7 protein-coding genes are annotated in these 13,659 nt (G+C 63.4%); 1 reads left to right on the forward strand and 6 read right to left on the reverse strand.

Translation table 11 applies throughout. From position 1 onward, the window contains the following. Positions 1–28: 28 nt before the first annotated feature. From fusA to rpsL, 3 genes are read right to left on the reverse strand one after another with little or no spacing between them, the layout of a single operon-like run. The gene (gene fusA / locus K359_RS0124925) at positions 29–2,101 is read right to left on the reverse strand and encodes an elongation factor G (RefSeq protein WP_029081774.1); all 2,073 of its coding nucleotides are present in this window, start codon (positions 2,099–2,101) and stop codon (positions 29–31) included. A 30-nt stretch (positions 2,102–2,131) separates the two neighbouring features. Continuing rightward, a complete protein-coding gene (rpsG, locus tag K359_RS0124930) occupies positions 2,132–2,602 on the reverse strand; it encodes a 30S ribosomal protein S7 (protein WP_021081660.1) in 471 nt (156 codons plus the stop codon). 15 nt (positions 2,603–2,617) lie between these two features. Then, the gene (gene rpsL / locus K359_RS0124935) at positions 2,618–2,989 is read right to left on the reverse strand and encodes a 30S ribosomal protein S12 (protein WP_028168167.1); all 372 of its coding nucleotides are present in this window, start codon (positions 2,987–2,989) and stop codon (positions 2,618–2,620) included. Positions 2,990–3,692: 703 nt separating this feature from the next. Between rpsL and K359_RS52900 the strand changes: the two genes are divergently transcribed. Next, positions 3,693–4,904, forward strand: a complete 1,212-nt coding sequence (locus tag K359_RS52900) for an NAD(P)/FAD-dependent oxidoreductase (RefSeq protein WP_035977020.1) — start codon at positions 3,693–3,695, stop codon at positions 4,902–4,904. Between the two features lie 55 nt (positions 4,905–4,959). Here the strand turns inward: K359_RS52900 and K359_RS0124945 are convergent, their stop codons facing one another. From K359_RS0124945 to rpoC, 3 genes are all read right to left on the reverse strand, one after another. Continuing rightward, positions 4,960–7,002: an ABC transporter ATP-binding protein gene (locus tag K359_RS0124945; protein WP_029081775.1), complete on the reverse strand. Its 2,043-nt coding sequence runs from the start codon at positions 7,000–7,002 to the stop codon at positions 4,960–4,962. 210 nt (positions 7,003–7,212) lie between these two features. Then, complete coding sequence (locus K359_RS0124955) at positions 7,213–9,273, reverse strand: FAD-dependent oxidoreductase (protein ID WP_029081776.1); 2,061 nt, start codon at positions 9,271–9,273, stop codon at positions 7,213–7,215. A 180-nt stretch (positions 9,274–9,453) separates the two neighbouring features. Further along, complete coding sequence (gene rpoC / locus K359_RS0124960; RefSeq protein ID WP_029081777.1) at positions 9,454–13,656, reverse strand: DNA-directed RNA polymerase subunit beta'; 4,203 nt, start codon at positions 13,654–13,656, stop codon at positions 9,454–9,456. Positions 13,657–13,659 lie beyond the last annotated feature (3 nt).

Below are 13,659 nucleotides of genomic sequence, written 5' to 3' on the forward strand. Positions count from 1 at the left end.
TCAGTCGTTAGTTGCTAACCAACGACAATCAAGCAAACTTTTTCTGGACTTCAGCCGACACGTTCGCCGGTGCTTCGGCGTAGTGATCGAACTGCATGGTGAAGGTCGCGCGACCCTGGCTCATCGAGCGCAGGTTGTTCACGTAACCGAACATGTTCATGAGCGGCACCATCGCGTTGATGACGTTGGCGTTGCCGCGCATGTCTTGGCCCTGGATCTGGCCGCGCCGGGAATTCAGGTCGCCGATGACCGAACCGGTGTAGTCTTCCGGGGTCACCACCTCGACCTTCATGATCGGCTCGAGCAGGACGGACTTGCCCTTCGTCAGCGCCTCGCGGAACGCGGCGCGAGATGCGATTTCGAACGCCAGCGCCGACGAGTCGACGTCGTGATACTTGCCGTCGACCAGCTGCACCTTGACGTCCACCACCGGGAAGCCGGCAACGACACCGGAGCCCATCACGCTGTTGAGGCCCTTTTCGACGCCGGGGATGTATTCCTTCGGCACCGCGCCGCCGACGATCTTCGATTCGAACTCGTAGCCCTTGCCGGGCTCGTTCGGCTCGACGACGATCGACACTTCGGCGAACTGACCGGTACCGCCGGTCTGCTTCTTGTGCGTGTACTTGACTTCGGCCTTCTTGGTCACGCGCTCACGGAACGCCACCTGCGGCGCGCCGATGTTGGCATCGACCTTGTAGGTGCGCTTGAGAATGTCGACCTTGATGTCGAGGTGCAGTTCGCCCATGCCCTTGAGAATGGTCTGGCCGGACTCCTGGTCGGTCGACACGCGGAACGACGGATCCTCCGCGGCGAGCTTGGCAAGCGCGACGCCCAGCTTTTCCTGGTCGGCCTTCGACTTCGGCTCGATCGCGATTTCGATCACCGGCTCCGGGAATTCCATCTTTTCGAGGATGACCGGCTTGTCGGGATCGCACAGCGTATCGCCGGTGCGCGCTTCCTTCAGGCCAGCCAGCGCGACGATGTCGCCGGCATAGGCTTCCTTGATGTCTTCGCGGTTGTTCGCATGCATCAACAGCATCCGCCCGATCCGCTCCTTCTTGTCGCGGGTCGAGTTCACCACGCCGGTGCCCGACTGCAGGACGCCGGAATAGATGCGGCAGAAGGTGATGGTGCCGACGAACGGGTCGTCCATGATCTTGAACGCAAGCAGCGCCAGGGGCTCCTTGTCGTCCGCCTTGCGCACGACTTCGTTGCCGTCGTCATCAATGCCCTTGATCGCGGGCACGTCGACCGGCGACGGCAGATAGTCGACGACGGCGTCGAGCAGCGGCTGAACGCCCTTGTTCTTGAACGCGGAGCCGCACAGCACCGGATAGAATGCACCGGTGAGCACCGCCTTGCGGATCAGACGCTTCAGTGTCGCCTCATCGGGCTCCTTGCCGTCGAGGAAGGCAGCCAGAGCGTCGTCGTCGAGCTCTACGGCGGCTTCCACCATCTTCTCGCGATATTCCTTGGCCTGCTCGATCATGTCTTCCGGAATGTCGACATAGTCGAACTTCGCGCCGAGCGATTCATCGTTCCAGATGACGCCCTTCATGACGACGAGGTCGACGAGACCTTTGAAATTGTTCTCGGCACCGATCGGCAGCTGGATCGCGATCGGCTTGGCGCCGAGGCGGTCGACGATGTCGGCCAGGCATTTGAAGAAGTCGGCACCGGTCTTGTCCATCTTGTTGGCGAAGACGATGCGCGGAACCTTGTACTTGTCGCCCTGGCGCCAGACGGTCTCGGTCTGCGGCTCGACGCCCTGGTTGGAGTCGAGCACGCAAACGGCGCCGTCGAGCACGCGCAGCGAACGTTCGACCTCAATGGTGAAGTCGACGTGGCCGGGGGTGTCGATGATGTTCAGACGCTTGCCGTTCCAGAACGCGGTGGTCGCAGCCGAGGTGATCGTGATGCCACGCTCCTGCTCCTGCTCCATCCAGTCCATCGTCGCGGCACCTTCGTGCACTTCGCCGATCTTGTGGCTCTTGCCGGTGTAATAGAGGATGCGCTCGGTGGTCGTGGTCTTACCGGCGTCGATATGCGCCATGATACCGAAGTTGCGGTAGTTCTCTATGGCATGAACGCGAGGCATAGGCTGTTCCTTAAATTCCGTGTTTCGCCGTTACCAGCGATAGTGCGAGAAGGCGCGGTTGGCTTCCGCCATCCGGTGCACGTCTTCGCGCTTCTTGACGGCGTTGCCGCGATTGTTCGACGCGTCGAGCAGTTCGGCCGAGAGGCGCTCCGTCATGGTCTTCTCGTTGCGCTCGCGGGCGGCCGAGATCAGCCAGCGGATGCCGAGCGCCTGACGGCGCACCGAACGGACTTCGACCGGGACCTGGTAGGTCGCGCCGCCGACGCGGCGGGAGCGGACTTCGATGGTCGGCATCACGTTCTCGAGCGCCTGCTCGAACACGCCGAGCGGGGGCTGCTTGGTCTTGGCCTCGATCATGCCGAGCGCACCGTAGACGATGTTTTCGGCAACCGACTTCTTCCCGGCGTACATCACCGAGTTCATGAACTTCGTAATGATGATGTTCCCGAACTTCGGGTCCGGAAGAACTTCACGCTTCTCAGCAGAATGGCGACGCGACATCTGATCGTTTCCCGCTTACTTAGGACGCTTCGCGCCGTACTTCGAACGACGCTGCTTACGGTTCTTGACGCCCTGGGTATCCAGCACGCCGCGGAGGATGTGGTAGCGCACGCCGGGCAAGTCCTTGACGCGACCGCCGCGGATCATGACCACCGAGTGCTCCTGCAGGTTATGGCCTTCACCCGGAATGTAGCCGATCACCTCGAAGCCGTTGGTCAGGCGCACCTTGGCGACCTTACGAAGCGCCGAGTTCGGCTTCTTCGGGGTCGTGGTGTAGACGCGCGTGCAAACGCCGCGCTTCTGCGGCGACTGCTGCAGCGCCGGCACCTTCTTGCGCGACTTCTGCACTTCACGTGGTTTTGCGATCAGCTGGTTGATCGTCGGCATGCAGCCTTCACCCTTTAGTTCGCGCGAAAGCCTTGAATGGCTCCGCAAATTTCTTCTCAGGACTAGCCGTCCCGTACGGCCCGCTCGACGCGGAACAAGCAACCGCGCAAAGCGAAATCGCGCCAACCACTCATCGCTGAGCGGAAAGCGCATCGACGCCACAGAGGACCGCGATCCCGGACCGTTCAGCGTTCGCTGTTCGGTCCGCCACCGAGGTCATGCATCCGAATTCACTCTCAAGAGGACGTGCTCAAGAGAACTAAAATCGTCCTGGCATTGCCTAGCTATCATCGACAGCGTTTGAGCGGCATTCGTCGAGGTTGGTGCCCGTCCGGCTCCTAAAAAAGGGCCTTCGGGTGTTCCGTTCCGACGCTGGCGTAGCTCACCGCCTGTCGTTAAGTGGCCGCCTTGTATAATCGAGAGATAGTGAAGTCAAGCAAAACGACAAGCAAAGAAACGCCTCTGGCGCTTGCAGATTTTGCATTTCGCCGCGGCACGGCGCGCGACGGAATAGGACAGCCTGCGCACCTCCCCTCGCCCTTTGACCGAGTCGCGGGCCACCCGGCAGAATCATATTATACCCGGATAAAACAAGAATAGAAACAACTCTCCCCAACTTAGACCTGAAGGCAAACTTCGAAACTAAGCCTTTATTTGCCATTCGCGGCGCAAAAATCGGGGTCTACGGCCACGGAACTCACTCATGCGGTACACCGACATCGCGATCATCGGCGGCGGCCTTGCGGGCTCGATCGCGGCCGCCATGCTCGGCCGTGCCGGGATACCGAGCATCCTGATCGACCCACATCAGGTCTACCCGTTCGATTTCCGCGTCGAAAAGATCGCCGGCGACCTCCAGCTCGAGCGATTCGCCAGGACCGGCCTTGCCGAATCCGTCCTCCGTTCGGCGACGCTGGACGGCGAGAACTGGATCGCGCGATTCGGCTATCTGCTCGACCGGCAGCCGAGCCGGCAATACGGCATCATGTACGACGCGCTGATCGCGGCGATCCGGAACGAAATCGCGGGGCCGGCGGAATTCATCAGCGACAAGGTCGCCAATGTCGCGACCAGCTCCGAGCGGCAGAAGGTCGTGCTCTCCGGTGGCGAGGAGATCTCGGCGCGGCTCGTGGTGCTCGCCAACGGCCTCAACGTCGGGCTGCGCCGGACCCTCGGCATCGAGCGGCTGGTCACGAGCCACAGCCACTCGATCTCGCTCGGCTTCGATTTCGTCCCCGTCGGCCGCCCCGCGTTCCCGTTCGCGGCGATGACCTATTTCTCGGAGCGGCCGAGCGACCGCATCCCCTACATCACGCTGTTTCCGGTCGTGAACCGGATGCGCGCCAACCTCTTCACCTACCGTCAGGCCGACGATCCCTGGCTGCGCGCGATGCGGCGCAATCCGGTCGAGACGCTGAACGCCGCGCTGCCGCGGTTGCGCCGGCTCACGGGCGAGTTCGACGTCGTCGGCGACGTCAAGATCAGGCCCGCCGATGTCTATGTCAGCACCGGCTATCGGCAGGCCGGCGTCGTGCTGGTCGGCGATGCCTTCGCCAGCACCTGCCCGGTCACCGGCACCGGGACCGACAAGGTGTTCACTGACGTGGCCCAGCTCTGCAACGTCCATATCCCGGCCTGGCTTGCGACCGACGGCATGGGCGAGGATAAGATCACCACGTTCTACGACGATCCGGTCAAGACGGAATGCGACGCTTGGTCGAACGGCAAGGCATTCAGCTTCCGCGAGGTCTCGATCGGTACCGGGCCCTACTGGCAAGCCCAGCGCTGGGCGCGCTTCTTCGGCTATATCGGCCGGAGCTGGCTGCGCCGGCTGCACGGCCCACTGGCGGCATCGTCAGCAGCCCGGCCGGCCAATCGCTTCCGGCAGCGTCCGCACGCAGCCGACAGGGCGTAAGGGCCGGATCGGCTGAAGAGCGCGCCCGGACATCAGCGGCAAGGCGGCGTGGGCGTCACGCCTCCTCGTCTTCGCCCTCATCCTCCTCGTCGTCATCGTCATCGTCGTCCGCGTCGTCGTCATCCTCGTCGTCTGTGCCGTGATGTCCCTGGTCGTCCCACAGCTTGCGGTAGACGCCGTTCCTGGCCAGCAGCTCCTCGTGCGAGCCGCGCTCGATCGCCCTGCCGCTTGATATCACGATGATCTCGTCCATCTCGACCACCGACGTCAGGCGGTGGGTCGACCAGATCATGGTGCGGCCCTCGGCGACCTTGAGCAGCGTGCGGTTGATCGCCGCTTCCGTGGTCTGGTCGAGCGCCGAGGTCGCCTCGTCGAGCAGCAACACGGACGGGTTGCGGATGATCGCGCGCGCGATCGCGATGCGCTGGCGCTGGCCGCCCGACAAGGTATCGCCGCGCTCGCCGACCGGCGTGTCGTAGCGCTGCGGCAGGCCCATGATGTAGCGATGGATCTCGGCCTTCCTGGCGGCGTCCTCGACCTCGGCATCGGTCGCGCCTTCCTTGCCGAGCCGGATGTTCTCGCGGATCGACATGTTGAACAGCATGTTCTCCTGGAACACGACCGCCATGCTCGCCCGCAGCGATTCGCGCGTCACCCGGCGGATGTCGACGCCGTCGATCGCGACACGGCCCTCGTCCGGCACGTAGAGCCGCAGGATCAGGTTAATCAGCGTGCTCTTGCCGGAGCCGCTGGGACCCACGATCGCTATGCTCTTGCCGGCATTGAGCTTGAGGCTGAGATTGTCGAGCACCGGCGTCTGCGCCCCCTCATACTGGAAGGTGACGCGGTCGAATGAGATGTCGTTGGTGATCCGCGGCAGATCCGGCGCGCCGGGACGATCGGCGCCGCGGGTCGGCTCGTCGAGCAGTTCCTGGATGTGCCGCACCGCCGCCGCCGACGAGATCGATACCGGAATGAAGTGCATCAGATGGGCGATGTTGTACGACACCTCCCAGAACGCGCTCTCGAAGGTCACGAAGGTGCCTACCGTGATCTGCCCCTTGGTCGCGAGATAGGCGCCGATCGCCAGCACCACGAGGTGAAGCAGCAGCACCGAGATGGTGACGGTGCGCTCCACCATGGTCGACAGGAACATCGCCGAGGCGGCCTTGGCGCGGACGTCGCGGTTGCGCATCGTGAACCAGCCGAGCGCCCGGCGCTGCAGGTTGAACGCTTTGACCACCGCCTGGGCGGCGACGTTCTCCTGCACCATTCCGAGCAGCGCCGCCTCGTTCTGCTTCTGCTCGTAATTGGCCTGCACCGCCTTCGGCGTCAGGATGCGCGGCCCGATCAGCGTGATCGGAAACACCAGCAAGGCGACCGCGGCGAGCTGCCAGTTCAGGAACAGCATCAGGATGATGCCGGCGACCAGCTCAAAGCCCGGCAGCGCCGCGCTGTTGGCGAAGGTCTTGATCGAGCCCTCGAAGGCCGACAGATCAATCGAGAAGCGCGACAGGATCTCGCCGCGCTTGGTGCGTGCGAAATAGGCCGACGGCAGGTTCTGGACGTGGTCGAAGATACGGGTCCGCACATCGGCAATGATGCCGGCGGCAAGCCGCGCATCCCAGCGCTCGTACCAGACCGCGATGATCGAGGTGACGATGCCGGCCACCGCGAGCACGCCGAGAATCTTGTAGAGGGCTCCGAAATCCTCCTCGCCGAGGGCGTCGTCGATCAGGAATTTGAGGCTGAGCGGCATGATGACGTTGAACAACGTCTCGACCAGCACGCCGATGGCGACGAAGGCGAAAGGCTTCTTGTAGTCCGCCAGGATCGGCCTGACGAAGCCGAAGATCGTAGAAAGCGCGCCGGCGGCTTCCTTGGCGGTGAAGACGACGAGGTCCTCGTCATCATCATCGTCATCGAGCTCAAGCTCGTCGTCCTCATCCTCCTCGTCATCATCATCCGGCGCCGCGGCCGCTTTCGCGGAAGCCGCCGCCGCAGGCAGACCGGTCACGATGACGGGCTTCTTCTTCAGCTCGGGATCGCCGGCATCGGCCCGACTTGGATCGTCTGATGCAGGAGGTTTAGGCGCCATGAAACCAACCGATGCTCCACGGCCGGCATGACCGCAAAATCGAAACCGCGGCGGCGATCCTAAGCGATCAGGATGCATTCGGCAAAGCGTTTGCAACGATCGCTGCGTGTTCGCACCGCCCGTCGATTCGGGATCGGAGCCATGCCGCCGTTTGACAGTTGTCTGACGCAAGGTGGCCGCCTTGCGCCGAATGCCCGCTCGTCGCTGCCGCTAGTCGTCGAGGTCGGCCTCGACCTTGTCGAAGAACGAATAGCGCAGGCTGTCGGAGTCGGCGTACCACTGCCCCGGCCCCTTGTTGGCGCCCAGCGTCAGCGCCCACAGCTGGTCGGTGCAATCGCGGCGGTGCATCGACAGGTCGAAGCCGTTGCCGAAGAACAATTCAGACCACTCCCACCAGGTGCCGAGCTTCTTCACCCCGCGCAGCAGGTCGTAGCGATCGATCACCGCCGGCGCCATGTCCGAGGTCACCGACGCGAACACGAGGCCGGTCTTGACCACGCGGTTGAGCTCGCGCACCGCGCGCACCACCTGCTTCTCGCCGAGATGGCACAGCGAGGTCTCGAACACGAAGTCGAACTCATTGGCCTTGAACGGCAGGTCGGCGATCGAGCCGAGCTTGTTGTACTTCTTCAGCGCCTTTTGCGTCTTGCCGTGGATGTAGCGGTTGTTCTCGATGCCCCAGGCATCGATGCCGCGCTCGCGCAGCGCGCCGACCAGCTCGCCGCTGGCGGAGCCGGCGATCAGGAGCTTGTAGCCCTTCGCCCTGCCCCACACCGTCTTGATCAGGTCGGTCAGATAGGCCGGGTCGGTGAAGTTGCGCCAGGCTTCGCTGTAGGGGCCGGCGCCGCGATAATTGTCGAAATAGCCGCGGTCGATCTTGTCGGAGACCTCGGCGCTTTCCTGCGCGCGGGCGCGCCGCAATCGCATCATCTCGGTGACGACGATGTCGGTCGCCGCATCGGAGGAATCGAGCAGCCCGTTCAGCGTCGAATCGAACAGATAGTCGCCGACCACCACGATGCCGGGATGCTCCTTCGGCTCGGGACGGTGGTTGGTCATGACGTCGCGCACCGGCAGGCCGCCCGGCAGCGCGTTGACCGACGACAGCCAGCGATGGATCTTGCCTTCGAGGAAATGCGCGCGGGCATCGCCGAGCGAGGCCGGCAGCGACTTCAGCGCGGCATCGAACAGTTCCTGGTCGCTGAGATTGGCGAAGGCGAGCGCGTCGGAGCCCGCGATCAGCCAGTTCAGCACGCCGTGCTTGCCGACGTCGTGGCGCGCGCCCTCATTGTAGACGCAGCAGCCGCCGAACGCTTCCGACATGAACCAGGCGCCCGGGACCTTCTCGCCCCAGAACGGCTCGTCGAACAGGATCGAGACGCGCAGATAGTGCGCGGGCCGGTCGAAATAGGCGACGTGCTTGACCATCGACTTGCGCAGCTGCTCGCCGTCCCAGCGCATGGTCGCGAGCCAGGAGTGCGGCAGGCAGACCAGCACGAGGTCGAAGTCGCGCGTCTCCGGCCCCTTGCCGTTCATCATGTTGAGCTGGTAGCGGCCGCTTGCGGTCTTGCCGACCTTGAGAACGCGATGGTTGAGCTGGATGTCGGCGTTGACCTCCGAGCGCAGGCAATCGATCAGCTGCTCGTTGCCGTTCTGGATCGAATACAGGCCGATATAGCCGTCGACGTCCATCACGTAGTTCTTCAGCGCGTTGAGGCCGTTGGTGTTGTGGCTCTCGGTCGCGATGTCGGAGCGCGCCATCACCTTGAAGAAGCGCCTGGCGGTCGCGTCGTCGACCTCCTCGTCGAGGATCTGCTCGGCGGTCTTGTAGGCCCAGGGGTGCTCGTTGTCGTGGGCGCCGATCCCCTCGTAATATTCGTGCGGCGACACCATGTCGCTGCAGCGCTTGCGGAACGCCTCGATCGCGGCCGCGGTCTTCGCGCCGTATTTGCGGCGCATGCCCGGCACGTCGGCGAGCAGTTCGCCGTCGAGCTGGACCTGCTCGGCATCCATCGGGATCGTCTGCAGGCCGAAATGCTGGATCAACTCGCGCAGCGGGTCGGGTCCCGTCATCGAGTAATCGTAGATCTCGGCAACGCCGGCCTCGTACATCGCAGGCGCGGTGTCGAATTTGCGCGTGACGATCTTGCCGCCGAGTCGGTTCGACGCCTCGAAGATGGTGACGCGGCAGAGATCGCCGAGTTTGCGTTTCAGATACCAGGCGCTCATCAGCCCCCCGGGGCCGCCGCCTACGATAGCCAAGTCGAGCATATGGATTCCGTCGTCTCCGGCACGAGCCAAACAGCCGGTCTAAGTCACCTTAGCAAAAGCACTTTTTTGCCTGAAGGAAAGATGAACAAACTGCGTCCCTGCACCGCAGCAGGGAAAGAAAGCAGCAAAAAGGCCGGCAAAACGCCGGCCTTCTCGCCATTACCGTAGTCTTGCGGATGCCTATTCCGCGGGCGGCAGCGCCAGCGGCTCCGCTTCCGGAGCCGTCGGCACGATCGCCGCCTGCTGCTTCTCGCGCTCGTCGAGGATCAGCTTGTCGCGCTTGACCGCGACTTCGCGGATCCGCGCCATCGAGGCGCCGGTGCCGGCCGGGATCAGGCGGCCGACAATGACGTTCTCCTTGAGGCCTTCGAGCGGGTCCACCTTGCCGTTGACGGCAGCTTCGGTGAGCACGCGCGTGGTCTCCTGGAACGACGCCGCCGAGAAGAACGAGCGGGTCTGCAAGCTCGCCTTGGTGATGCCGAGCAGAACCGGCGTACCCGTGGCGGGCTTCTTGCCCTCCTCCTTGGCCTTGGTGTTGAGCGCGTCGAACTCGATCTTGTCGACCTGCTCGCCCGAGATCATGTCGGTGTCGCCCTGGTCGGTGACTTCGACCTTCTGCAGCATCTGACGGACAATCACCTCGATGTGCTTGTCGTTGATGAGCACGCCCTGCAACCGGTAGACCTCCTGGATTTCGTTGACCAGATAGGCAGCGAGTTCCTCGATGCCCTTGATCGCCAGGATGTCGTGCGGCGCCGGATTGCCTTCGACGATGAAATCGCCCTTTTCGACGATGTCGCCGTCCTGAAGGTGGATGTGCTTGCCCTTCGGGATCAGGTACTCGCGCGGCTCCTCGGTCTTGTCCATCGGCTCGATCGAGATGCGGCGCTTGTTCTTGTAGTCGCGGCCAAAGCGGATCGTTCCCGCCGTTTCCGCGATGATCGCCGCGTCCTTCGGCTTGCGAGCCTCGAACAGTTCCGCCACCCGCGGCAGACCGCCGGTGATGTCACGCGTCTTGGCGCTCTCGGTCGAGATACGCGCCAGGATGTCGCCGGGCATGATCTTCGCGCCGATGTCGACCGACAGAATGGCGTCGACCGACAGCATGTAGCGGGCATCGCCGCCACGCGCGAGCTTCAGCACCTTGCCGTCCTTGCCCTTGACCACGATGGCCGGGCGCAGGTCCGAACCGCCGCGCGTCGTGCGCCAGTCGATGACCACGCGCTTGGCGATACCGGTGGACTCGTCGAGCGTTTCCGAGATCGACTGGCCTTCGACCAGATCCTCGAAACCGATCGTACCCTCGACTTCGCTCAGCACCGGGCGGGTATAGGGGTCCCACTCGGCGATGCGCTGGCCGCGCTTGACCGTGTCGCCTTCGTCGACGTGCATCTTCGAACCGTACTGAATACGGTGGGTTGCACGCTCGGTGCCGTCGGCATCGACGATCGCAACGACCATGTTGCGCACCATCGCGACCAGATTGCCTTCGCTATTGCGGGCGATGGCCTTGTTCCGGATCACGATCTTGCCGTCAAAGTTCGATTCGACGAACGACTGCTCGTTGAGCTGCGCCGCGCCGCCGATGTGGAACGTGCGCATCGTCAGCTGCGTACCGGGCTCACCGATCGACTGCGCCGCGATGACGCCGACGGCCTCACCGTGGTTGACCGGGGTGCCGCGGGCCAGATCGCGGCCGTAGCACTTGGCGCAGATGCCGTTGATCAGCTCGCAGGTCAGCGCCGAGCGGATCTTCACTTCCTGGATGCCGGCCTGCTGGATCGCGTCGACATGGGTCTCCTCCATCAACGTGTCACGCTTGATGACAATCTCGTTGGTGGCGGGATCGCGCACGTCATCGCAGGCCGTGCGGCCCAGGATGCGCGAGCCGAGCGAGGCGACCACGGTGCCGGCATCGACGATGGCGCGCATCTTGATGCCGAGCTTGGTGCCGCAATCGGTCTGCGTGATGATGCAGTCCTGCGCGACGTCGACCAGACGGCGGGTCAAATAGCCCGAGTTCGCGGTCTTCAACGCGGTGTCCGCGAGACCCTTGCGGGCGCCGTGGGTCGAGTTGAAGTACTCGAGCACCGACAGACCTTCCTTGAAGTTGGAAATGATCGGCGTCTCGATGATCTCGCCCGACGGCTTGGCCATCAGGCCGCGCATGCCGGCGAGCTGGCGCATCTGCGCCGGCGAACCACGCGCACCGGAGTGCGCCATCATGTAGATCGAGTTGATGTCGGCATCCGCCCCCGCCGCCGTCTTCTTGGTGGAGGAGATCTCCTTCATCATCGCCTTGGCGACTTCTTCACCGGCCTTCGACCAGGCGTCGACGACCTTGTTGTACTTCTCGCCATGGGTGATCAGGCCGTCATTGTACTGCTGCTCGAAATCCTTCGCCAGCGTACGGGTCTGGTCCACGATCTTCCACTTCGACGCCGGCACGACCATGTCGTCCTTGCCGAACGAGATGCCCGCCTTGAAGGCGTTGTAGAAGCCGAGCGCCATGATCCGGTCGCAGAAGATCACGGTCTCCTTCTGACCGCAGTGACGGTAGACCTGGTCGATCACGCCGGAGATCTCGCGCTTGGTCATCAGCTTGTTGATGATGTCGTACGAGATCTTGGTGCTCTTCGGCAGCAGATTGCCGAGCATGACGCGGCCGGCGGTGGTCTCGATCCAGCGCTTGGACAGCTTGCCTTCCTCGTCGAGGCCTTCCCACCGGTACTTGATCTTGGTGTGGAGGTGGATGACCTTCGAATGCAGGGCGTGCTCGAGCTCGGCCATGTCGCCGAAGATCTTGCCCTCGCCGGGCAGGCCTTCGCGCATGATCGAGACGTAGTAGAGGCCGAGCACGATGTCCTGCGACGGCACGATGATCGGCTGGCCGTTCGCCGGATGCAGGATGTTGTTGGTCGACATCATCAGGACGCGCGCTTCCAGCTGCGCTTCGAGCGACAGCGGAACGTGCACGGCCATCTGGTCGCCGTCGAAGTCGGCGTTGAAGGCGGCGCAGACCAGCGGGTGCAGCTGGATCGCCTTGCCTTCGATCAGCACCGGCTCGAACGCCTGGATGCCCAGGCGATGCAGCGTCGGCGCGCGGTTGAGCAGCACCGGATGCTCGCGGATCACCTCATCGAGGATATCCCAGACCTCCGGACGCTCCTTCTCGACCAGCTTCTTGGCCTGCTTCACCGTGGTGGACAGGCCCTTGGCGTCGAGCCGCGAATAGATGAACGGCTTGAACAGCTCGAGCGCCATCTTCTTCGGCAGGCCGCACTGGTGCAGGCGCAGCTCGGGACCGACCACGATCACCGAACGGCCCGAATAGTCGACGCGCTTGCCGAGCAGGTTCTGGCGGAACCGGCCCTGCTTGCCCTTCAGCATGTCGGCGAGCGACTTCAGCGGGCGCTTGTTGGCGCCCGTGATGACGCGGCCGCGTCGGCCGTTGTCGAACAGCGCGTCGACGGCCTCCTGCAGCATGCGCTTTTCGTTGCGGATGATGATATCGGGCGCACGCAGCTCCATCAGCCGCTTCAAGCGGTTGTTGCGGTTGATGACGCGGCGATACAGGTCGTTGAGGTCGGAAGTCGCGAACCGGCCGCCGTCGAGCGGCACCAGCGGACGCAGGTCCGGCGGAATCACCGGCACGACCGTCATGATCATCCATTCCGGCTTGTTGCCGGAGACGCGGAAGGCCTCGACGATCTTCAGACGCTTGGCGAGCTTCTTGTGCTTGATGTCGGAGTCGGTCTCCGCCATGTCGGCGCGCAACGTCGCCTCGAGCTTCTCGAGCTCGAGACCCTTGAGCAGCTCGCGGATCGCCTCGGCGCCGATCATGGCGGTGAAGCTGTCCTGGCCGTACTCGTCCTGCGCCTTCAGATACTCGTCTTCCGACAGCAGCTGACGGTCCTTCAGCGCGGTGAGACCCGGCTCGAGAACGACGTAATATTCGAAGTAGAGGATCCGCTCGAGATCCTTCAGCGTCATGTCGAGCAAGAGGCCGATGCGCGACGGCAGCGACTTCAGGAACCAGATGTGGGCGACCGGCGCCGCCAGCTCGATATGGCCCATGCGCTCGCGGCGGACGCGCGACAGCGTCACCTCAACCGAGCACTTCTCGCAGATGATGCCCTTGTACTTCATCCGCTTGTACTTGCCGCACAGGCACTCGTAGTCCTTGATCGGCCCGAAGATGCGCGCGCAGAACAGGCCGTCACGCTCCGGCTTGAAGGTGCGGTAGTTGATGGTCTCCGGCTTCTTGATCTCGCCGTACGACCAGGACAGAATCTTCTCCGGAGACGCGATCGAAATCCGGATCTGGTCGAAGACCTGAGCCGGCGTCGTCGGATTGAAAAGATTCATAATCTCTTGATTCATGGT

This window comes from Bradyrhizobium sp. th-b2, assembly GCF_000426785.1.
Taxonomy (GTDB): domain Bacteria; phylum Pseudomonadota; class Alphaproteobacteria; order Rhizobiales; family Xanthobacteraceae; genus Bradyrhizobium; species Bradyrhizobium septentrionale.